The sequence below is a fragment of the Rhodoferax sp. TS-BS-61-7 genome (genome assembly GCF_002943465.1).
GTDB lineage: Bacteria > Pseudomonadota > Gammaproteobacteria > Burkholderiales > Burkholderiaceae_C > Allorhodoferax.
Genome location: NZ_PTQY01000001.1, coordinates 24,343 through 44,004, shown reverse-complemented (window position 1 = coordinate 44,004; position 19,662 = coordinate 24,343). Strand labels below are relative to the sequence as shown.

Genomic DNA, 19,662 nt, shown 5'->3' with positions numbered 1-19,662 from the left:
AACAGATCGAGCTTCGTTTTGATAGCAAGTTAGAGCGCATGTTCCGCGCGAATCAAAGTCGGAACGGAGCGAAAAGTTTTAGGAGAAGAAAATGAAAGTTTCGGCTTCGGTCAAGAAAATTTGCCGTAACTGCAAAATTATCCGACGCAAGGGCGTTGTGCGTGTGATCTGTACAGATCCACGTCACAAGCAGCGTCAGGGTTAATTGCAAGAGTTTTAGAGGACGAAAATGGCACGTATCGCTGGCATCAACATTCCGCCGCATCAGCATTCTGAAATTGGCTTGACAGCTATTTTTGGTATCGGTCGCACTCGCGCTCGCAAAATTTGCGAAGCTTGCGGCATTGCTTACTCCAAAAAAGTCAAAGATTTGACTGATGGTGACTTGGAGAAAATTCGCGACCAAATCGCTCAGTTTACAATTGAGGGTGATTTGCGTCGTGAGACAACCATGAACATCAAGCGTTTGATGGACATCGGTTGCTACCGAGGCTTCCGCCACCGTCGTGGCTTGCCCATGCGTGGTCAGCGTACCCGCACGAACGCACGTACTCGCAAAGGCCCGCGTAAGGCTGCTGCGTCCTTGAAGAAATAATTGGGATAAACCAACATGGCAAAAGCTCCCTCCAACAGCGCTGCACAGCGCGTTCGCAAGAAGGTTCGCAAGAACGTTGCGGACGGTATCGCCCACGTGCACGCGTCGTTCAACAACACCATCATTACCATCACCGATCGCCAGGGCAATGCACTGTCTTGGGCCTCGTCGGGTGGTCAAGGTTTCAAGGGCTCTCGCAAGTCCACACCGTTTGCTGCCCAGGTAGCTTCCGAAGTGGCTGGTCGTGCTGCGCTTGAGCAAGGTATCAAGAACTTGGACGTCGAAATCAAGGGCCCAGGCCCTGGTCGTGAGTCTTCGGTTCGTGCCTTGGCTGCGTTGGGTATCCGCATCAACATGATTGCTGATGTGACACCTGTGCCGCACAACGGTTGCCGCCCTCAAAAGCGCCGCCGCATTTAATTTATCAACAAGCCCACCGCCGTCAACTTCCGTTGACGGCTCCCGCATTTCTGTGCGGCAGATGACATAAAAGGAAGTTCAAGTGGCACGCTATCTCGGCCCCAAGGCCAAACTCTCTCGCCGTGAAGGCACCGACCTGTTCCTGAAGAGCGCACGTCGTTCTATCGGCGACAAGGCAAAGTTCGACTCCAAGCCGGGTCAGCATGGCCGCACTTCTGGTGCACGTACCTCTGACTACGGTCTGCAACTGCGTGAAAAACAGAAGGTCAAGCGCATGTACGGCGTTTTGGAGCGCCAGTTCCGCCGTTACTTTGCTGAGGCTGATCGCCGCAAGGGCAACACAGGTGCAAACTTGATGTCTTTGCTGGAGTCCCGCTTGGACAACGTGGTGTATCGCATGGGATTTGGCTCGACTCGCGCTGAAGCGCGTCAGTTGGTGTCCCACAAGGCGATGACCGTGAATGGTCAGCCCGTCAACATTCCTTCTTACATGGTCAAGGCTGGTGATGTGATCGCTGTCCGTGACAAGTCCAAGAAGCAGAATCGTATTGTTGAAGCACTGCAGTTGGCTCAACAAGTGGGTATGCCTGCTTGGGTTGAAGTCAGCCTCGACAAAGCAGAAGGTACATTCAAGTCGGTTCCCGACCGTGACCAATTCGGCGCAGACATCAACGAATCGTTGATCGTCGAACTGTATTCACGCTAATAGCATCTGAGTCGTTGAAATCGTTCCTACGTCGCGGGCACCGCGATGTAGGTGCTTCACCAGCCTTACTGACGTAACGAGTCGGGGGTATTGAGAGGAAGTTTGAATGCAAAATAGTTTGCTGAAGCCCAAGTCCATTAGCGTTGAACAGACCGGTATCAATCGCGCCAAAGTTGCTCTGGAGCCGTTTGAACGTGGTTACGGTCATACTCTGGGCAACGCGCTGCGTCGCGTGCTGTTGTCCTCTATGCCTGGATTTGCAGCAACCGAGGTGACCATCGCAGGTGTACTGCATGAATACTCTTCGATTGATGGCGTGCAAGAAGATGTGGTTAACATTCTTCTGAACCTCAAGGGTGTGGTGTTCAAGCTCCACAACCGTGAAGAAGTGACTTTGAGCCTGCGCAAGGATTCTGAAGGCGTGGTGACCGCCGCGGATATCCAGACGCCGCATGATGTTGAAATCATCAATCCTGAGCATGTGATCGCTACGTTGTCGCACGGCGGCAAGCTGGACATGCAGATCAAGGTTGAAAAAGGCCGTGGTTATGTACCCGGTAGCATGCGCCGTTACGCCGATGAGCCGAACAAATCGATCGGTCGCATTGTTCTGGATGCATCGTTTTCTCCCGTGAAGCGCGTCAGCTACACCGTGGAAAGCGCTCGCGTTGAGCAACGTACCGATTTGGATAAGCTGGTCGTCGAGATCGAAACCAACGGTGCAGTGTCTGCAGAAGACGCCGTACGTGCATCGGCCAAGATTTTGGTTGAGCAGCTGGCAGTGTTTGCGCAGTTGGAAGGCAGCGAGCTGGCCGCATTCGACTCCCCCGCACCACGTGGCAATACGCAGTTCGATCCTATCCTGTTGCGTCCTGTGGACGAGCTGGAGTTGACCGTGCGTTCTGCCAACTGCCTGAAAGCAGAAAACATCTATTACATCGGTGACCTGATTCAGCGCACCGAGAATGAGCTGCTGAAGACACCTAACCTGGGTCGCAAGTCGCTCAATGAAATCAAGGAAGTGTTGGCCTCTCGCGGTCTGACATTGGGAATGAAGCTGGAAAGCTGGCCTCCGGCTTCCCTGGAAAAACGTTAATTGAATTGAACCCCACAGGGGTTCCGTGCCACGGGCAGTACCTGATCCGGCTGCCTGTCTAAAAACTGAAGGAAAATTATCATGCGTCACGGACACGGACTACGTAAACTTAACCGCACAAGCTCACACCGCTTGGCAATGCTGCGCAACATGATGAATTCGTTGATCGAACACGAAGTCATCAAGACCACGGTCCCCAAGGCCAAGGAATTGCGTCGCGTTGTGGAGCCCATGATCACTTTGGCTAAAGAAGCCACTGTAGCCAATCGCCGTCTGGCATTTGACCGTCTGCGTGACCGCGACAGCGTGACCAAGCTGTTCGACGTGTTGGGCCCACGTTTCAAAGCCCGTCCAGGCGGCTATACCCGTATCTTGAAGATGGGTTTTCGCGTTGGCGACAATGCGCCGATGGCGTTGGTCGAACTGGTGGATCGTGCAGAAGAAGTTTCTGAAACTTCTGAAGTAACGAAGGCAGAATAGGTTATAATTTAAGTCTTGACGCGGAGTGGAGCAGCCTGGTAGCTCGTTGGGCTCATAACCCAAAGGTCGTTAGTTCAAATCTAGCCTCCGCAACCAATAGACACGTGGGATTCCACGGCAGCAAAGGCTCACCTCGGTGAGCCTTTTTTGTTTTCTGCTTAGCAATTGCATTGCAAATCCTCGTCGCATTGTTGTGCGCTACGCGCAATAATGTTTGCATCGTGTCCCCCCAAGCGCGCAGCTGGCGGGTGGGTCTCTTCCGTTTATTGACGCAGGAACTGCCATGAAAACTCCTTCCACTATCGATAAGGGTTCGCAAGCAGCTGGCCAGAGTGCCAGTGGTCGTTTGGAGTTGTTGCTATTCCGTCTGGGAGAGGCTCGGGACTCCAAGCAACGCGAATTGTTCGGGATTAACGTATTCAAGGTGCGTGAAATCGTGGTGGCACCTCACATCACGTCCATTGTGAATGCGCCACCTCACGCTTTGGGGCTCGCCAACGTGCGTGGCCAGCTAATCCCAGTAATTGACCTCCCGGGCCTCGCTGGTTGTGTCCCGCAAACTGACTCCAAGATTGTGCTTGTGACCGAGTTTGCACGTACCACTCAGGCGTTTCTCGTGGATGAAGTCGTCGAAATTGTGCAACTGGAATGGAAGCACTTGTTGGCGGCGGACAGTAGCAGCTCGGTGTTGTTGTCTGGTGTAGCACGTATCGATGGTGACGCACCGGACTCCCGATTGGCTCAGGTGTTGGATGTCGAGCAGATCCTGCGCGATGTGTTTCCAGGCGCTCACAACAACGCAGAGAAAAACTCCAGCCTTGCCAAACTGCGTTTGCCCGAGGGCTCGGTGGTGCTCGTCGCGGAGGACTCTGCGGTGGCACGCATGCTGGTGGAGGAGAGTCTGAAGGCCATGGGCGTGCAGTTCGTTGCATTGAAAAACGGGCGCGAGGTTTGGGACCGATTGGCCAGCCTGCATGGTGAAGCTGTTGCCCAGGGTAAGCATGCCCGGGACAAGGTTGCCCTGGTGTTGACCGACCTGGAAATGCCCGAGATGGATGGATTCACGCTGACGCGTAACATCAAGCAGGATTCGCGCTTTGCGGGTATCCCCGTGATCGTGTATTCGTCATTGACTGGTACCGCGAGTGAGGGGCATGCTAGCAGCGTAGGCGCGGATGCCTACGTGGCTAAGTTTGAGCCGCATGAGCTCGCCGACTCGATTGGGAAAACGCTGGCAGAGCGCCATTTGCTTCCCCAATAGGGGCGAGCAGCGCAAAATTGTAGAAGGCCTGGGAGTTGTTTGCACATGAAGTGCTGAGTACGGAAAATCGGAAAGCTCCGAGCCGTGTAACACTTGGTATGGCCTATTGGTGCGCCATAAACCAGAAAATTTGGAGCGGGAAAAGAGTCTCGAACTCTCGACCTCAACCTTGGCAAGGTTGCGCTCTACCAACTGAGCTATTCCCGCGAATCTGAGCGGCAAATTTTAGCCCGAGTTGAGGGCGCTTTTGGCGTCATGGCAAATAAAAAGTTGATGCGTGCACTGACCTAGCCCGATCCCATGGATGTGATGCAGTGCCTGGCATGGGCGTCTCTACAATCCAGTCCCTTTGGCTACCACCACACTCTCCATGGACATTGTTGTCAACGAAGCACTCAAAGCCTATATCGACCCTCTGACCCCCGAGGAGTACGCTTCGCTGGAGCGCAGCATCCTGACCGAAGGCTGCCGCGATGCCCTTGTGCTGTGGGGCGAAGTACTGGTGGATGGACACAACCGCTACGGTATTTGCCAAAAACACGGCCTACCTTTTCAAACCTTGCAAAGCACACTGTTCCATTCACTGGAAGACGTGCATCTCTGGATGATTGATCAGCATCTGGGGCGGCGCAGCGTCTCGGATTTTCAGCGTGGGGTGCTGGCGCTGCGCAAGCGTGAAATTCTGGCGGAGCGCCAGGTGCAATCCACCGCTAGCGTGGCAGAGGCCAAGCCGGATACGAGCCCGGAAGATGCGGGTGCTGCAACTGCAGTTGCAGCGGCGCCCGGTGCGATGAAAAGCCGCGAGGACATTGCGAAGGCCGCTCGCCTGAGCAGCAGCCAGGTGGTGATGATCGAAAAAATCCAGAAGCAGGCAGCACCTGAGGTGGTGGCCGCGGTGAAGGCTGGCACCATCTCCATCAATGCGGCCGCTGCGGTGGCCACACTGCCAGCTGAAGAGCAGGTAGCGGCTGCCACTGCAGGCAAGGACCAGCTCAAACAAGCCGCCAAACGGGTGCGTGAAGCGCGGCGCACAGCACGCGAAGAGCAGGCATCGCAGGACAGCCCCGATGGTGTGGGTATGGCCGACTCCGTTGTCTTGGCTTTGCAGCAGCGCGTCACGGTATTGGAGGCCGAGAATGCCGATCTGCGTCGGCAACTGGCCGCTCTGCAGATTGCCTAGCGCCTCTGAGGCCTCACACTCTCGAAAAAATCAAAAACGTGGGGTTTTTTATACCGGATATTGCAAAATGCTATATCAAAGAGAGCGGAATCGCGATTGCACAAGTGCTGGTTAAGCGCGATATTGGCGCCAGTGTGAAATGACAAAACCATCCAGGAGACAACACATGAACAAACGTCACTTTTTGCGTGCCACCGCGTTGGCCACTTTGGCGCTGGCAGGCACTGCCGTGCTGGCACAAGACAACGTCTTCAAGATCGGCCTGGTCTTGCCCATGACCGGCCAGCAGGCCACGACTGGTCGCCAGATTGAAGCCGCCGCCAAGCTCTACATGGCGCAAAACGGCGACACCGTGGCCGGCAAGAAGATCCAGCTCATCATCAAGGATGACACCAGCATTCCTGACGTGACCAAACGCATGGCGCAAGAGCTGGTGGTGAACGACAAGGTCAATGTACTGGCTGGCATGGGTATCACGCCTTCGGCCCTGGCCACTGCCAGCATCGCCACCCAATCCAAGACGCCTCTGGTCGTGATGGCGGCGGCTACCTCCAGCATTACCGAGGCCTCACCCTACATCGTGCGCACCAGCTTCACGCTGCCACAAGCCGCCGTGGCCATTGCCGATTGGGCACCCAAAAACGGCATCAAAAAAGTTGTGACGCTGGTGTCCGACTACGGCCCCGGTATCGATGCCGAGCGTTTCTTCAAGGACCGCATGACCTTCAACGGTGGCACGATTGTGGAATCGCTGCGCGTGCCCATGCGCAACCCCGACTTCGCCCCTTTCCTGCAAAAGGTGCGCGACCTCAAGCCCGATGCGCTGTTTGTGTTTGTGCCCTCCGGCGCTGGCGCTGCGGTGATGAAGCAGTTTCTGGAACGCGGCATGGACAAGGCCGGCATCAAGCTCATTGGCCCTGGGGACATCACCGATGACGACCAGTTGAACGACATGGGCGACGGTGCCCTGGGTGTGGTCACTTCACACCATTACTCGGCGGCCCACCCCTCGGCACTGAACAAGAAGTTTGTGGAGGCTTTCAAGAAAGCCAACAACAACCTGCGCCCCAACTTCATGGCCGTGGGTGGTTATGACGGCATGCGCGTCATCTACGAAGCCTTGCGTGCCACCAAGGGCGCAGGTGGCGGTGATGCACTGTTGGCCGCCATGAAGGGCCAGATCTTCGAGAGCCCGCGCGGCCCCATCTTCATCGACGCACAAACCCGCGACATCGTGCAGAGCATCTACCTGCGCAAGGTCGAGAAGAAAGACGGCCAGCTCTACAACATCGAATTCGATGTGATCAAGGACGTGAAAGACCCCGGCAAGAACCGCTAACCCGGAACTTGACCGCAGACCCTGGCGGTAGCAACCAGGCAGGCAAAAAAGCGATGGCCCGTCCCTCGCTTTTTTGTTGCCCAAAATAGCGGCCCGGGCCTGAAATTACCTGTGATTGGCAAACTATGTTGACCATACTCTTTGACGGCATTGCCTACGGCATGCTGCTGTTCATCCTGGCCGTGGGCTTGGCGGTGACGATGGGGCTGATGAACTTCATCAACCTCGCGCACGGCGCCTTTGCCATGGTGGGCGGCTACATCACGGTGCTGCTGATGCAGCGCCTGGGTGTCCCATTTCTCTGGTGCCTGCCGGCAGCCTTTATAGGCGCAGGCCTTCTGGGTGGTGTGCTGGAGCGCACGCTCTACCGCCCGCTGTACCACAAGCCCCACCTGGACCAGGTGCTGTTCTCCATTGGCCTGACCTTCATGGCCGTGGCCAGCGTGGACTACTTTGTGGGCTCCACCCAGCAGATCGTGCAACTGCCCGAATGGCTCAAGGGCCGCACCGAACTCGGTGATGGTGCCTGGATGCTGGGCATGGGCCACTACCGCCTGTTCATCATCGCCGTCTGCGCCGCGCTCACCGTGGCCCTGCAATACATCCTCACCAAGACCCGCTTTGGCAGCCGCCTGCGCGCTTCGGTGGATGACCAGCGCGTGGCTGCCGGTCTGGGCATCAACGTCAACGCCGTGTTCCTGTCCACCTTTGCCGTGGGCTCCGGCCTGGCCGGCCTGGGCGGTGCACTGGGGGCCGACGTGCTGGGCATGGACCCCACCTTTCCCCTCAAGTTCATGATTTACTTTTTGATCGTGGTCGCCGTGGGCGGCACCTCCAGCATCACCGGCCCCTTGCTGGCTGCACTGCTGCTGGGCATTGCCGACGTGGCCGGCAAGTACTACATCCCCAAGCTGGGCGCCTTCATCGTCTACAGCCTGATGATCGTGATTCTGGTATGGCGCCCACAGGGCCTGTTTGTGCGCAAAGGGGGCAAGGCATGAGCGCGAACACCATGAATATCGATACCGCAAAACCCAACGTCCTGCTCGCCTCGCGCCGCTGGCGCTGGTGGGAGGTCGTGCTGTGGGCCGCGGCCCTGGCCTCGCCCTGGGCCCTGTCCAGCCACGCACTGATCATCAACGAGATTGCCATCGTTGCGCTGTTTGCGCTCTCGCTGGACATCATCCTGGGTTACACCGGCATCGTCTCGCTGGGCCACGCCGCCTTCTTTGGCATGGGGGCCTACTCGGCTGCGCTGTTTGCCAAACACGTGATGCCCGACCCCTTGGTGGGTATGGCGGTGGGCATTGGCACAGCCACCGTGCTGGGCGCCATCTGCAGCGTCACCATCCAGCGCGGCACCGACCTGACCCGCCTCATGGTGACCCTGGGGGTTGGACTCATTCTCATGGAGCTGGCGAACAAGCTCGACTGGCTGACCGGTGGTGCCGATGGCCTGCAGGGTGTGATGATGGGCCCCGTGCTCGGCAGGTTTGAGTTTGACTTGTATGGGCAAGTGGCCGCCTGGTACTCGCTGTGCATCTTGCTGGTGGTGTTTGTGCTGGCACGCCGTTTTGTCGGTTCGCCGTTTGGTGCCACGCTCAAGGCCATTCGCGACAACCGCTTGCGCGCCATGGCGATCGGCATTCCGGTGGCCAGCCGCTTGGCGGTGGCCTATACGGTGGCCGCGGGTGCGGCGGGCGCGGCAGGTGCCTTGCTGGCACAGACCTCGGGCTTTGCCTCGCTCGATGTGTTCGAGTTCCACCGCTCGGCCGACGTGATGCTGGTGCTGGTGATTGGCGGTGTGGGCTGGTTGTATGGCGGTGTGGCGGGGGCCTTGATCTTCAAGCTCATGCAGGACTTCATCTCCAACATCACCCCGCAGTACTGGACCTTCTGGATCGGCCTGTTCCTGGTGGTGCTGGTGCTGGTCGGGCGCGAACGGCTGGTACGCCCCTGGACCTGGATTGGCGCCAAGAAGAACAAGACCGGAGGTGCCGCATGAGCAGCCCCACAAGCAACAACACCGTCATCAGTGCCCAGGGCCTGGTGATGAAGTTTGGTGGCATCACCGCCACCAACAATGTCACGCTGGACCTGCACAAGGGCGCGCGCCACGCGCTCATCGGCCCCAACGGCGCGGGCAAGACCACACTGATCAACCTGCTGACCGGCGTGTTGCAACCCACCGAGGGCAAGATCATCCTGGAAGGCCAGGACATTACCGACCTGGCGCCGCACCAGCGCGTGCGCCGTGGCATGGTGCGTACCTTCCAGATCAACCAGCTGTTTGACACCCTGACCCCGCTGGAAACGCTGGCCATGGTGGTCAGCCAGCACACCGGGCTGGGTGGCAAGTGGTGGCAGGCGCTGGGCAGCAACCGCCGCGTGATCGAGCGCTGCGAACAACTGCTGGAGCAATTTCACCTGACCGAGGTGATGGCGCAGGAAACACGCGTGCTGGCCTACGGCAAGCGCCGCCTGCTGGAGATTGCCATTGCGCTGGCCTGCGAGCCGCGTGTGTTGCTGCTGGACGAGCCGGTGGCCGGCGTGCCCGCGGGTGAACGCGAAGAGCTGCTGCAAACCGTGGCGGCCCTGCCGGCCGATGTGTCCATCCTTTTGATTGAACATGACATGGATCTGGTATTCAGCTTTGCCAAACGCATGACGGTGCTGGTCAACGGCACGGTGCTGACCGAGGGCGATCCCGAGACGATTGCCAACGACCCGCAGGTCAAGGCGGTCTACCTGGGCCACGCCGAAGGTGAACTGGAAGGAGCTGCACATGGCTGAGCTGCTCAAAGTCGAGAACTTGTCGGCAGGCTACGGCGAAGCGGTGGTGCTGCACGGCGTGTCCGTCAGCATCAACGAAGGCGAAACCCTGGCGCTGCTGGGCCGCAACGGAACCGGCAAGACCACCTTCATGAACACCTTGGCCGGTGCCACCCGCCAGCACGGTGGCACCATGGCCTTGGGCGGTGCGGCCCTGCACAAGTTGCCGCAGCATGAACGCGCCGCCGCCGGCATTGGCTGGGTACCGCAGGAACGCAACATTTTCAAGTCGCTCACGGTGGACGAGAACCTGACCGCCGTGGCCCGCCCAGCGCGTGTCGGCCGCAAAGCGGCCATGTGGACACCTGAGCGCGTGTACGAACTGTTCCCCCGCTTGGCGGAGCGCAAGACCAACCTGGGTACGCAGCTCTCGGGCGGCGAGCAACAAATGCTGGCCGTGGGCCGCGCACTGGTGCTCAACCCCACCATCCTGCTGCTGGACGAGCCCTGCGAAGGCCTGGCGCCCATCATCGTGCAGGAGCTGTTGCGTGCGATTCGCCGCATCACGCGCGAAGAGGGCCTCAGCGCCATCATCGTGGAGCAGCACCCGCAGGCCATTCTGGCCATCAGCGACACCGCAGCCGTGCTGGACCGCGGCACCGTGGTGCACAGCGGCGCGGCGCAGAGTCTGCGTGAGCAACCCGAGCTGCTGGACAAGTTGTTGGGTGTGGCACGGTAGTGTCAGTACCTTTTTGCTATTGAATAAATAGCTGTTTGCGCATATTCCATAAGGGCTGGAGGCCTGTTTTGTATGAAAAGCCTGAACCGTCGCACGATTTCTCTGGGCCTGGCCTTGCTGGCCAGCACCGTGGGCGCACTGCCCGCCTGGGCGGACACCTTCCCGTCCAAACCCATCCGCATCGTTGTGCCCTTTGGGGCCGGTGGCGTGGCCGACCTGACCGCGCGCACGGTGGCGCAAAAGTTGTCTGAGTCCCTGGGCCAGCCTGTGGTGATTGACAACAAGCCCGGCGCTGGTGGCGTGGGCGCGGGTGAGGCCGTGGCCAAGGCCGATCCCGATGGCCACACGCTGCTGCTCATGTCCAACGGCACGGCGGTGAGCGCCAGCCTGTTCAAGAGCCTGCCCTTTGACGCGCAGCGCGACTTCGCGCCCGTCTCCACCATGGGTTACTTTGATTTGGCTGTGCTGGCGTCGCCCAACGCGCCCTACAAAACCATGGCCGACCTGCTGGCCTATGCCAAGGCCAACCCCGGCAAGCTCAATGTGGGCACGGTCAACATCGGCAGCACGCAAAACCTGGCGGCCGAGCTGCTCAAGACGCGTGCGGGTGTGGACTTCCTCATCGTGCCTTTCAACGGCACACCCGCCGTCACCACCGCCCTGCGCGGTGGCCAGATCGACGTGGCGGTCGAGATTCTGGGCCCCATGATGGGCCAGGTGAGCTCCAAAGCCGTGCGCCCGCTGGCTGTGTTGAGCGACACACGCGCCAGCCAGATCCCCGATGTGCCCACGCTCATGCAAAGCGGTGTGAAGGACTTTGATGTGTCGTCGTGGAATGCACTCGCTGCCCCGGCCAAGACACCCAAGGAGGTGATCGCCCGCCTGAACAAGGAGGTGTTGGCCGCGATGAACCACCCCGACGTGAAGAAAAAACTCTACGAATTGAATGTGGAAGCGCGCGGCTCCACCCCCGAGAAGCTGGCTGAGCTGCTGGCTACTGAGACCAAACGCTGGGCCGAGGTGATTGCCAAGGCCGGCGTGCCCAAACTCTAAGGAAGGAGCCACGCCATGGCCTTGCCGCTGGAACATCTGGGACTGGTGGGGTATGGCGAGGTCGGGCGCATCTTTAGCGCTGGCCTGCATGGGCACTTTGCGTCCTGCGCCGTGTGGGACCTGAAGTTTGCCGACCCGGCCACGGGCGCTGCAGCCCAGGCCACCGCAGCGGGCGTACAGGCCCAGCCCTCCATGGCCGCGCTGTGTGCACACAGCGACTTCATTCTTTCCGCCGTCACCGCTTCCAACACCCTGGCCGTGGCCCAGGCCGCAGCGCCCCACCTGCGCCCCGGCACGGTGTTTCTGGACCTCAACTCCGCATCCCCTGGCACCAAACAACAGGCTGCGCAGGTGATAGAGGCAGCGGGCGGTCGTTATGTGGAGGCGGGTGTCATGACCTCCGTGCCGCCCTATGGCATCCAGGTGCCCATGCTGCTGGGCGGCCCGCTGGCGGCCGAGCTGGCCGACCATCTGAACGGTCTGGGCATGGCCGCCAAGGCCGTAGCCGCCGAAATCGGTGTGGCCTCGGCCATCAAGATGTGCCGCAGCGTGATGATCAAGGGCCTGGAGGCGCTTGTGATCGAGAGTTACAGCACCGCCCGTGCCTATGGTGTGGAAGACCATGTGCTGCCCACGCTGGCCGAGACCTTTCCCAGCATTGACTGGGAGAAGCAGGGCGCCTACTTCTTCAGCCGCGTGGTGCAACACGGCCAGCGCCGTGCAGAAGAAATGCGCGAGTCTGCGCGCACGGTGACCGAAGCGGGGTTTGCCCCCACCATGGCCAGCGCCATTGCCGACAAGCAGCAGGCGGTGGCCGACCTGGCCCGCGCAGGTGCGTTTGCCCATGTGGGCCAAGGCGCCCCTTGGCAGGTGTACGCTGACGCCCTGCTGGCCGCGCGCAAAGACTGACGGTATTCGCAGCGCGCCACTCTTCTCTTTTTCCAGGTTCCCCATGCTCGACATTCTGGCCATTACCGGCCCTATCTACCTGTGCATTGCCATGGGCTACCTCTGCACCCGCACGGGAGTGTTCAGCAAACCCGATCAGCGTGTGCTGGGCAAGTTCGTGCTCAACCTCGCCTTGCCTGCGCTCCTGTTCAATGCCATTGCTCAGCGCCCGTTGCGCGATGTCATGCACTTTGACTACCTGCTGGCCTATGGCCTGGGCTCGCTGGTGATGATTCTGGGCGGTTACCTGTGGGCGCGGTATGTGAACCGCAGCGTGGGCAGCTACCGCGCCTTCTTTGCCATGGGCACCGCCTGTTCTAACAGCGGCTACATGGGCTATCCGGTGGTGCAACTGGTGCTGGGCAGCATTGCGCCAGTGGCGCTGGCGCTCAACATGCTGTTTGAAAACCTCATCAAGCTGCCACTGCTGCTCACGCTGGCCGACAACGCCGATGCGGGTGGTCACCGCCCCTGGGGCACCGTGTTGCGCGACATTGCCAGTGGCTGGGTGCGCACCCCCATGCTGGTGGTGATTCCCTTGGCGCTGTTGGTGTCGGTGATGGGCTGGAGCCTGCCCAGCCCGCTGGCCCGCACCATCACCCTGTTTTCACAAGTCACCACCGGGCTGGCCCTGTTTGTGATCGGCGGGGCATTGGTGGGTTTGCAACTCAAAGGCAAGCGGCGGCTGGTCGGCCACATCACAGTGGGCAAGCTGGTGCTGCATCCGCTGTGTGTGTTCCTCGCGTTTACCTTTGTGGTGCCGATTGCGGACCCGCAGCTGCGCACCGCCGCGCTGCTGTTTGCCGCCATGCCCATGCTGGGCGTCTACCCCATCCTGGCCCTGAAGTACGGGCATGAAGAAGTGAGTGCAGCCACTTTGTTGGTGGCCACCATTGCTTCCTTCTTCACGCTTAATGTGTTGTTGTGGGTGTTGAAGCACTACCCGCTGTAGCGCAACGGGTAAAACAACACGCCGTTCGCGTAGGCCGATGCTTAGTCCGCCTTCACCCGCCCGCCACTGATCACCGGTTTCCAGCGCGCAATCTCGGCGGCAATCAGTTTGCCAAAGTTGGCCGGGGTGTCTGGCGTGGCGATGGCGCCTTCGGCATTCAGGCGGTTCTTGAGTTCGGCTGAGTTCAGGGCCTGGTTGATCTGGGTGTTGAGTTTGGCAATCACATCGGCGGGTGTACCGGCCGGGGCCACCACGCCATACCACTGGTCCGCCTCAAAACCGGGGTAGCCACTTTCTGCCACGGTGGGCAGGTCGGGCAGGGCGTCCATGCGTTTGGGGCTGGAGACGGCCAGCGCGCGCAGCTGGCCATTTTTGATCTGGCTGATGACAGCCGGCGCGCCGGTGAACAACACCTGCGTCTGCCCGCCCACCAAGTCGGTGACCGCAGGGGCCGTGCCGCGGTAAGGAATGTGCAGCAGCGAGGTGCCGGTCTGCAGCTTGAAGTACTCGGTGGCCAGGTTGGCCGCGCTGCCGTTGCCGCCAGAGCCGTAGTTCATCTGCCCGGGTTTGGACTTGGCCAGGGCCACCAGTTCTTTCACGGATTTGGCGGGCACGCTGGGGTGCACCACCAGCACATTGGGCACGCGCGCCACCCAGGCCACGGGGGCAAAACTCTTGATCGGGTCATAGGGCAGGTTGGGGTAGAGCGAGGGGTTCACCGCCAGCGTGCCGATGTGGCCCATGAGCAAGGTGTAGCCGTCGGCCGGGGCCTTGGCCACCTTGTCCGCTCCAATGGCGCCGCCGGCACCGGGCACGTTGTCAATGATCACCGACTGGCCCCAGGCTTCGGTGAGCTTCTGGCCAATGGCGCGCGCCAGGATGTCGGTCGAACCACCAGGTGTGAAGGGCACGACCAGGCGGATGGTTTTTCCGGGGTAGCTGGTGGCGCTCTGTGCACTCGCCGTTTGGGCGTAAAAGAGGCCACTAGCCCCGATGGATACTGCGCAAACAGCTATCAATTTGTGAGTAATGGTGGGCATGTGCCGGGTCTCCTGCTGTGATGGTTTGGCAAGGAGTGTGTGCGGGCGCCGCCGGTATCGGCAAGTTTGTCCCGGCCATAGCAGCTATGCCAAAAAGCGCAGGGCCGGCGCTAATTGCGGTGGATGGCCTTGAGCACCACCTGGTTCACCACGTCCATGGCCTTGCGCTGGGTTTGCGTGGTGGGCCGGCGCGAAGACCATACCAGCATCAGCTGGCTCATGATGCGCGGGCTGTGGATGGCCTGCACGGTGAAGGTGTCGGGGTTGTCAAAGTTGCTCAGCGTGTAGCTGGGCAACACGGCGTGGCCCATGCCTTCTTTCACCAGGTTCAGGATGGCGTTCAGGCCGTCCACCTCCAGCATCACCTCGGGGCGGCGGCCAATGGCCATCATCTCGCCCTCGATCAGGATGCGAAATGCATTGGGCCGGCTCGGCAGGATCAGCGGCAGATTGGCCACGTCCTGGAGGCTGATGGCTGGCGCCGGCTTGGCGGGTTTGCTTTTGCCACCGGTTTGTGGGTTGTGCGAGATCAGGGACAGCTCGTCCTCGTCCAGCGTGCTCATCTCCAGCTCGGTGCTCTGGCCGGGGTTGTAGAGCACAGCCATGTCCAGGTTGCCCAGGCGCAGGCCTTCGTGCATCTGCACTGAAAAACCCTCGGTCAGCGTCAGCTGCGCTTGCGGCAGATGCTCCCGAAACGCCAGCACCAGTGGCACCGTGATGAGCTTGGACAGGCTGGGCGGTAGGCCGATGGACACCCGCCCAGCCAGCGCGCCGCGGGCCGCGCCCAGCTCCTCGCGCGTGAGCTGCACCTGGTGCAGAATGCCGCGCCCGTGCTCCAGCAGCAGCTTGCCCGCCTCGGTGGGCACCGCGCCGCGGCCATTGCGCGTGAGCAGGTTTTGTCGCAGCTCCACCTCCAGCAGGCGGATCTGCCGGCTCAGCGCCGGTTGTGCCACGTCCAGCGAGATCGAGGCACGGGTAAAGCTGCCCATTTCGGCCACGCGCACAAAGTATTCAAGCTGTTTGAGGTCCATCGCGGGCTCCAGGGTGGGGGTGTGGCATCAGCGAATAGCTGCCTTCCGATTATGCCAATTTGAGATAGCTGCTAGTGCTCCCCTTGGCTTATCAAAGGGCGGTGCGCCGACCAGAATACCCACCATGCCAACACCTGCCCCCACCCCGTCCGTGGCCCTGCGCTGCATCTCGTCCATGGCGACGCGTTTGCTGCTGACCGAGCTGGCCGTAGACTTCACGGCGCGCACGGGCCAGGCGGTGGTCATCGAGTCCGTGGGCGGGGTGGACGCTGCCAAGCGCGTGCAGGCGGGCGAGGTGTTTGACGCCGTGTTCCTGGCCTCCGACGCCATCGCCAAGCTGCTGGCTGCCGGCCACCTGCTGCCCGGCAGCCAGGTGGACTTGGTGCACTCCGGCGTGGCCGTGGCGGTGCAGGCCGGTGCCCCCGTGCCCGATATTTCTTCCGAAGACGCGGTGCGTGCAGCCGTGCTAGCCGCGCCCACGCTGAGCTACTCCACCGGCCCCAGCGGCGTGGCGCTGGCCCAGTTGTTTGCGCGCTGGGGCATTGCAGACGAGATTCGAAGCCGCATCGTGCAGGCGCCGCCCGGCGTGCCTGTGGGTGCGCTGGTGGCGCGTGGCGAGGTGGCCTTGGGCTTCCAGCAGCTCAGTGAACTCATCCATGTGGAAGGCATCACCATCGTGGGTCCGCTGCCCGCCGACATTCAGATCACCACCACCTTCTCGGCCGGCGTGGGCAGCTTGTCCACCCAGCCAGAGGCCGTTCGGGCGCTGCTGGCCTTTATGGCCGCGCCGCAGGCCGCTGCCGCCAAACAGCGCCAGGGCATGGTTGCCGCCTGAGCCCCGTTCAACCCCATACAAGACCCCAGGAGACACCCGTGAAAAAGCCCCTGATCATTGACTGCCACGGCCACTACACCACCGCGCCCAAGGCGCTGGAAAACTGGCGCAACGCCCAGATCGCCAACCTGGCCACCCCCGAGCTGGGCCCCAAGGTGGCGGACCTGAAGATCAGCGACGACGAGCTGATCGAGACCATCGAGCAAAACCAGCTGCGCCTGATGAAGGAGCGTGGCTCCGACCTCACCATCTTCAGCCCGCGCGCCAGCTTCATGGCCCACCACATTGGTGACTTCAACACCAGCGCCACCTGGGCAGCCATCTGCAACGAGCTGTGCTACCGCGTGGCCCAGCTTTTCCCCGACCACTTCATCCCCGCCGCCATGCTGCCGCAAAGCCCTGGCGTGGACCCGGCCACCTGCATTCCTGAACTGGTGAAGTGTGTGGAGCAGTACGGCAACGTGGGCATCAACCTCAACCCCGATCCCAGCGGCGGCCACTGGACCTCGCCCCCCTTGAGCGACAAGCAGTGGTTCCCCATCTACGAGAAGATGGTGGAGTACGACATCCCCGCGATGATCCACGTGAGCACCAGCTGCAACGCCTGCTTCCACACCACCGGCGCCCATTACCTGAACGCCGACACCACGGCCTTCATGCAGTGCTTGACCAGTGATTTGTTCAAGCAGTTCCCCACGCTCAAGTTCCTCATTCCCCATGGCGGCGGCGCCGTGCCTTACCACTGGGGCCGTTTCCGCGGTCTGGCGCAAGAGCTGAAGAAGCCGTTGTTGGAAGAGCATTTGCTTAACAACATCTACTTCGATACGTGCGTATACCACCAGCCCGGCATTGATCTGCTCAATACCGTGATCCCGGTCAAGAACGTGTTGTTTGCGTCCGAGATGATTGGTGCGGTGCGTGGCATCGACCCGCAGACCGGCAACTACTACGACGACACCAAGCGCTATATCGAGGCGTCCAAGATTTTGAGCAATGAGGACCGGTTCCAGATTTACGAAGGCAATGCGCGGCGCGTGTTTCCGCGCTTGGATGCGGTGTTGAAGGCCAAGGGCAAGTAATTCAGTTTTGCTTGGTAGGGGGATCAGGGTGGCCGGGCGTTTTGCTGCGTGTCCCCCGCCCGCGTTGCGGGCTCCTCCTTTACCTTCGCAAAACACCCAGCCACCCCGATCCTTGCGAGTGTGTTTGGAGGGGACCAGCAAGAAATACTGAGGAGAAATGAATATGTACGAACTAGGCGTTGTCTACAAAAACATCACCCGCGCAGACCGCGCAGCCGCAGACGGCCTGGCCGCCCTCGGCTCCGCCACTGTGCACGAGGCCATGGGCCGCGTGGGCCTGCTCAAGCCTTATATGCGCCCCATTCAAAGCGGTGTCCAAGTGTCCGGCACGGCAGTCACCGTGTTGCTGCAGCCAGGCGACAACTGGATGATGCATGTGGCGGCCGAGCAAATCCAGCCCGGTGACATCGTGGTAGCCACCGTCACCGCCGAGTGCACCGACGGCTTCTTTGGCGACCTGCTGGCCACCTCCTTCCAGGCCCGCGGTGCGCGTGCCCTCATCATCGACGGCGGTGTGCGTGACGTGAAAGAGCTGCAGCGCATGGGCTTCCCCGTGTGGAGCAAGGCCATCAGCAGCAAGGGCACCATCAAAGCCACGCTGGGCTCGGTCAACATCCCCATCGTCTGCGCCGGCATGCTGGTGACGCCCGGTGACGTGATCGTGGCGGATGACGACGGTGTGGTCTGCGTGCCCGCCGCTAAAGCCGTTGCCACCTTGGCCGCTGCCCAGAAGCGTGAAAGCTTTGAGGGTGAAAAGCGCGAGAGGCTGGCTGCTGGCGTGCTGGGGCTGGACATGTACAAGATGCGCGAGCCGCTGGCGGCCGCGGGCTTGAAATACATCGACTGACGTGCGCCCCAGCCACGCCATGACGCCTCGTGCCCTGCTTCGTGCCCTGTGCTGCTTGGCGGGCGCTGCTGCCCTGGCCTGCCAGGCGCAAATCCCGCTGGCCGGTGTGACCGAGGCCAAGGGCCCCGGTACCCTGGCCGGCACCAGTTTTAAGAACGGTTACCGCATGGCCATTGACGAGATCAATGGCAGTGGTGGCGTGCTGGGGCAAAAGCTGGCACTGACCCAGTTCGACATCGACACCAAACCCGATGCCGCCAAAGAGGCCATGGGCCAGGCCGTGGCGGGTAAGCCTTTTGCCGTTTTGGGGCCGGTGTTTTCCGGGCTCACGCTGGCGTCCATGCCCGTCACCACCACCACCGGCATCCCGCACTTCACGGGTGGCGAGGCCGCGTCGCTCACGCGCAAGTTCCACCCTACGCTGATGCGCAGCTCGCTCTCGCAAACGGCCTCGGCCCCGCGCCTGGCCTCGTTTGTGGCCTATGGGCTGGAGCCCAAAAGCCTGGCGCTCATGTCCATCGACAACGACTTTGGGCGCGACGGCAAGGCCGCGCTGGCGGAGGTGCTCAAGCGGCGCAACGTCAATGTGAGTTTTGACCGTGCCATCAAACCCGGGCAAACCGATTTCAGCAAGGACATCGCCGATTTGATCGCCGCCCAACCCGAAGCGCTGCTGTTCTACACCACCGAGACCGAGGCGATCGGCCTGCTCAAGGAACTGCGCAAGCAAGGTTTTAACAAGCCCATCTTTACCGACGGCCTGGTGGCTGCGCAAACGGTGGTGGATGGTGCGGCTGGTGGCGCAGAGGGCGTGTTCGCCCACATGATCGCGTCGGTGGATGCGCCCACGCCGCAGGTGCAGTCGTTCACCGCGCGTTACATCACGCGCTACGGCGCGCGCCCAGACCACAACGCGATCAAAGGCTTCTTTGTGGTGCAGCTGATCAAGGCCGGCTTGGAGCTGGCGGGCAAGGTCGACCAGGCCCTGTTCCTCAAGGCCGTGAAGGACACGCGTTTTGACATCCGCAAGTACCCGGAGTTGCTCAGCTCTACCGGCTACGACTTCTTTGGCGAGCTGAACCGAGAAAGTTATTTCGTGGTCATCCGCGAAGGGCGGCCGCGCGTGTTGGCCACCGTACGCTCCATTGAGGGCGGGCAGGTCGAGCTGCCCAACCGCAGCCAGATTGCCATGAATTCTGCGGAGTTTCGCCGCACCGTAGCTGCCGCCTTGCCCGGTGCTGCACCGGCGGTGGCATCCGTTCCCCCTGTCTCCAAAGCCAAGTGAACAC

At 60.9% G+C, this 19,662-nt stretch carries 22 protein-coding genes and 2 tRNA genes; 21 read left to right on the top strand and 3 right to left on the bottom strand.

Annotation, left to right across the window (positions count from 1 at the left end):
• Window positions 1-91: 91 nt before the first annotated feature.
• The 8 genes from rpmJ (at window position 92) to C5F53_RS00175 (ending at window position 4,558) form a co-directional block, all read left to right on the top strand.
• Window positions 92-205, top strand: a complete 114-nt coding sequence (gene rpmJ, locus C5F53_RS00210) for a 50S ribosomal protein L36 (protein ID WP_012348927.1) — start codon at window positions 92-94, stop codon at window positions 203-205.
• Window positions 206-229: 24 nt separating this feature from the next.
• Window positions 230-595, top strand: coding sequence for a 30S ribosomal protein S13 (gene rpsM / locus C5F53_RS00205; protein ID WP_105259338.1), 366 nt, complete (start codon window positions 230-232; stop codon window positions 593-595).
• Between the two features lie 15 nt (window positions 596-610).
• The gene (gene rpsK / locus C5F53_RS00200; RefSeq protein ID WP_094481697.1) at window positions 611-1,015 is read left to right on the top strand and encodes a 30S ribosomal protein S11; all 405 of its coding nucleotides are present in this window, start codon (window positions 611-613) and stop codon (window positions 1,013-1,015) included.
• Between the two features lie 82 nt (window positions 1,016-1,097).
• Window positions 1,098-1,721, top strand: coding sequence for a 30S ribosomal protein S4 (rpsD, locus tag C5F53_RS00195; protein ID WP_105259337.1), 624 nt, complete (start codon window positions 1,098-1,100; stop codon window positions 1,719-1,721).
• Between the two features lie 106 nt (window positions 1,722-1,827).
• Window positions 1,828-2,817 carry a DNA-directed RNA polymerase subunit alpha gene (gene rpoA / locus C5F53_RS00190; RefSeq protein ID WP_105259336.1) on the top strand — a complete coding sequence of 330 codons (990 nt, stop codon included), beginning with the start codon at window positions 1,828-1,830 and terminating at the stop codon, window positions 2,815-2,817.
• 81 nt (window positions 2,818-2,898) lie between these two features.
• Window positions 2,899-3,297, top strand: a complete 399-nt coding sequence (gene rplQ, locus C5F53_RS00185) for a 50S ribosomal protein L17 (protein WP_105259335.1) — start codon at window positions 2,899-2,901, stop codon at window positions 3,295-3,297.
• A gap of 19 nt (window positions 3,298-3,316) precedes the next feature.
• Window positions 3,317-3,393 (top strand) — tRNA-Met (locus C5F53_RS00180).
• 187 nt (window positions 3,394-3,580) lie between these two features.
• On the top strand, window positions 3,581-4,558 hold the full coding sequence (locus tag C5F53_RS00175) for a chemotaxis protein (protein WP_105259334.1): 978 nt from the start codon (window positions 3,581-3,583) through the stop codon (window positions 4,556-4,558).
• A gap of 131 nt (window positions 4,559-4,689) precedes the next feature.
• On the opposite strand, the gene C5F53_RS00170 is transcribed toward C5F53_RS00175, so the two are convergent.
• A tRNA-Gly gene (locus C5F53_RS00170) sits at window positions 4,690-4,765 on the bottom strand.
• Between the two features lie 163 nt (window positions 4,766-4,928).
• Between C5F53_RS00170 and C5F53_RS00165 the strand changes: the two genes are divergently transcribed.
• The 9 genes from C5F53_RS00165 to C5F53_RS00125 all read left to right on the top strand — a co-directional run bounded on the left by C5F53_RS00165 (window position 4,929) and on the right by C5F53_RS00125 (window position 13,541).
• Window positions 4,929-5,738, top strand: a complete 810-nt coding sequence (locus C5F53_RS00165) for a plasmid replication/partition related protein (RefSeq protein WP_105259333.1) — start codon at window positions 4,929-4,931, stop codon at window positions 5,736-5,738.
• 166 nt (window positions 5,739-5,904) lie between these two features.
• Window positions 5,905-7,077: an ABC transporter substrate-binding protein gene (locus C5F53_RS00160; protein WP_105259332.1), complete on the top strand. Its 1,173-nt coding sequence runs from the start codon at window positions 5,905-5,907 to the stop codon at window positions 7,075-7,077.
• A gap of 125 nt (window positions 7,078-7,202) precedes the next feature.
• Entirely contained in the window at window positions 7,203-8,078 is an 876-nt protein-coding gene (locus C5F53_RS00155) for a branched-chain amino acid ABC transporter permease (RefSeq protein ID WP_105259331.1), read from the top strand.
• Window positions 8,075-9,082, top strand: coding sequence for a branched-chain amino acid ABC transporter permease (locus tag C5F53_RS00150; RefSeq protein WP_236635155.1), 1,008 nt, complete (start codon window positions 8,075-8,077; stop codon window positions 9,080-9,082). Before C5F53_RS00155 ends, C5F53_RS00150 begins: the two co-directional genes overlap by 4 nt.
• Window positions 9,079-9,870, top strand: a complete 792-nt coding sequence (locus C5F53_RS00145) for an ABC transporter ATP-binding protein (RefSeq protein ID WP_105259330.1) — start codon at window positions 9,079-9,081, stop codon at window positions 9,868-9,870. Before C5F53_RS00150 ends, C5F53_RS00145 begins: the two co-directional genes overlap by 4 nt.
• Window positions 9,863-10,588, top strand: a complete 726-nt coding sequence (locus tag C5F53_RS00140) for an ABC transporter ATP-binding protein (protein ID WP_105259329.1) — start codon at window positions 9,863-9,865, stop codon at window positions 10,586-10,588. The genes C5F53_RS00145 and C5F53_RS00140 overlap by 8 nt, the downstream gene beginning before the upstream one ends.
• Window positions 10,589-10,660: 72 nt before the next feature.
• Window positions 10,661-11,641 (top strand): tripartite tricarboxylate transporter substrate binding protein, encoded by a 981-nt coding sequence (locus C5F53_RS00135; protein WP_105259328.1) that lies wholly within the window; start codon window positions 10,661-10,663, stop codon window positions 11,639-11,641.
• A gap of 15 nt (window positions 11,642-11,656) precedes the next feature.
• Window positions 11,657-12,550 (top strand): DUF1932 domain-containing protein, encoded by an 894-nt coding sequence (locus tag C5F53_RS00130; protein WP_370446691.1) that lies wholly within the window; start codon window positions 11,657-11,659, stop codon window positions 12,548-12,550.
• 43 nt (window positions 12,551-12,593) lie between these two features.
• The gene (locus C5F53_RS00125) at window positions 12,594-13,541 is read left to right on the top strand and encodes an AEC family transporter (RefSeq protein ID WP_105259327.1); all 948 of its coding nucleotides are present in this window, start codon (window positions 12,594-12,596) and stop codon (window positions 13,539-13,541) included.
• A gap of 41 nt (window positions 13,542-13,582) precedes the next feature.
• Here C5F53_RS00125 and C5F53_RS00120 read toward each other — a convergent pair whose 3' ends face one another.
• Both C5F53_RS00120 and C5F53_RS00115 read right to left on the bottom strand, forming a co-directional pair.
• Window positions 13,583-14,581 (bottom strand): tripartite tricarboxylate transporter substrate binding protein, encoded by a 999-nt coding sequence (locus C5F53_RS00120; protein WP_105259326.1) that lies wholly within the window; start codon window positions 14,579-14,581, stop codon window positions 13,583-13,585.
• Window positions 14,582-14,691: 110 nt separating this feature from the next.
• Window positions 14,692-15,612 carry a LysR family transcriptional regulator gene (locus C5F53_RS00115; protein WP_105259325.1) on the bottom strand — a complete coding sequence of 307 codons (921 nt, stop codon included), beginning with the start codon at window positions 15,610-15,612 and terminating at the stop codon, window positions 14,692-14,694.
• A 124-nt stretch (window positions 15,613-15,736) separates the two neighbouring features.
• On the opposite strand from C5F53_RS00115, the gene C5F53_RS00110 reads away from it, so the two are divergent.
• The 4 genes from C5F53_RS00110 (at window position 15,737) to C5F53_RS00095 (ending at window position 19,658) form a co-directional block, all read left to right on the top strand.
• Window positions 15,737-16,447, top strand: a complete 711-nt coding sequence (locus C5F53_RS00110) for a substrate-binding domain-containing protein (protein WP_236635154.1) — start codon at window positions 15,737-15,739, stop codon at window positions 16,445-16,447.
• Window positions 16,448-16,497: 50 nt separating this feature from the next.
• On the top strand, window positions 16,498-17,526 hold the full coding sequence (locus C5F53_RS00105) for an amidohydrolase family protein (RefSeq protein WP_105260326.1): 1,029 nt from the start codon (window positions 16,498-16,500) through the stop codon (window positions 17,524-17,526).
• A gap of 163 nt (window positions 17,527-17,689) precedes the next feature.
• On the top strand, window positions 17,690-18,373 hold the full coding sequence (ligK, locus tag C5F53_RS00100) for a 4-carboxy-4-hydroxy-2-oxoadipate aldolase/oxaloacetate decarboxylase (RefSeq protein ID WP_105259324.1): 684 nt from the start codon (window positions 17,690-17,692) through the stop codon (window positions 18,371-18,373).
• 19 nt (window positions 18,374-18,392) lie between these two features.
• A complete protein-coding gene (locus tag C5F53_RS00095; protein WP_146097253.1) occupies window positions 18,393-19,658 on the top strand; it encodes an ABC transporter substrate-binding protein in 1,266 nt (421 codons plus the stop codon).
• The last annotated feature ends 4 nt before the right edge of the window (window positions 19,659-19,662 follow it).

Excerpts from the sequence above, each read along its gene's own strand:
- rpmJ (WP_012348927.1), top strand. The coding sequence starts at position 92 with ATGAAAGTTTCGGCTTCGGTCAAGAAAATTTGCCGTAACTGCAAAATT.
- C5F53_RS00165 (WP_105259333.1), top strand. The coding sequence starts at position 4,929 with ATGGACATTGTTGTCAACGAAGCACTCAAAGCCTATATCGACCCTCTG.
- rpoA (WP_105259336.1), top strand. The coding sequence starts at position 1,828 with ATGCAAAATAGTTTGCTGAAGCCCAAGTCCATTAGCGTTGAACAGACC.
- C5F53_RS00135 (WP_105259328.1), top strand. The coding sequence starts at position 10,661 with ATGAAAAGCCTGAACCGTCGCACGATTTCTCTGGGCCTGGCCTTGCTG.
- rpsK (WP_094481697.1), top strand. The coding sequence starts at position 611 with ATGGCAAAAGCTCCCTCCAACAGCGCTGCACAGCGCGTTCGCAAGAAG.
- C5F53_RS00125 (WP_105259327.1), top strand. The coding sequence starts at position 12,594 with ATGCTCGACATTCTGGCCATTACCGGCCCTATCTACCTGTGCATTGCC.
- C5F53_RS00155 (WP_105259331.1), top strand. The coding sequence starts at position 7,203 with ATGTTGACCATACTCTTTGACGGCATTGCCTACGGCATGCTGCTGTTC.
- C5F53_RS00110 (WP_236635154.1), top strand. The coding sequence starts at position 15,737 with ATGCCAACACCTGCCCCCACCCCGTCCGTGGCCCTGCGCTGCATCTCG.
- C5F53_RS00130 (WP_370446691.1), top strand. The coding sequence starts at position 11,657 with ATGGCCTTGCCGCTGGAACATCTGGGACTGGTGGGGTATGGCGAGGTC.
- rpsM (WP_105259338.1), top strand. The coding sequence starts at position 230 with ATGGCACGTATCGCTGGCATCAACATTCCGCCGCATCAGCATTCTGAA.
- C5F53_RS00145 (WP_105259330.1), top strand. The coding sequence starts at position 9,079 with ATGAGCAGCCCCACAAGCAACAACACCGTCATCAGTGCCCAGGGCCTG.
- C5F53_RS00175 (WP_105259334.1), top strand. The coding sequence starts at position 3,581 with ATGAAAACTCCTTCCACTATCGATAAGGGTTCGCAAGCAGCTGGCCAG.
- C5F53_RS00120 (WP_105259326.1), bottom strand. The coding sequence starts at position 14,581 with ATGCCCACCATTACTCACAAATTGATAGCTGTTTGCGCAGTATCCATC.
- C5F53_RS00160 (WP_105259332.1), top strand. The coding sequence starts at position 5,905 with ATGAACAAACGTCACTTTTTGCGTGCCACCGCGTTGGCCACTTTGGCG.
- C5F53_RS00150 (WP_236635155.1), top strand. The coding sequence starts at position 8,075 with ATGAGCGCGAACACCATGAATATCGATACCGCAAAACCCAACGTCCTG.
- C5F53_RS00095 (WP_146097253.1), top strand. The coding sequence starts at position 18,393 with ATGACGCCTCGTGCCCTGCTTCGTGCCCTGTGCTGCTTGGCGGGCGCT.
- ligK (WP_105259324.1), top strand. The coding sequence starts at position 17,690 with ATGTACGAACTAGGCGTTGTCTACAAAAACATCACCCGCGCAGACCGC.
- C5F53_RS00115 (WP_105259325.1), bottom strand. The coding sequence starts at position 15,612 with ATGGACCTCAAACAGCTTGAATACTTTGTGCGCGTGGCCGAAATGGGC.
- rplQ (WP_105259335.1), top strand. The coding sequence starts at position 2,899 with ATGCGTCACGGACACGGACTACGTAAACTTAACCGCACAAGCTCACAC.
- C5F53_RS00140 (WP_105259329.1), top strand. The coding sequence starts at position 9,863 with ATGGCTGAGCTGCTCAAAGTCGAGAACTTGTCGGCAGGCTACGGCGAA.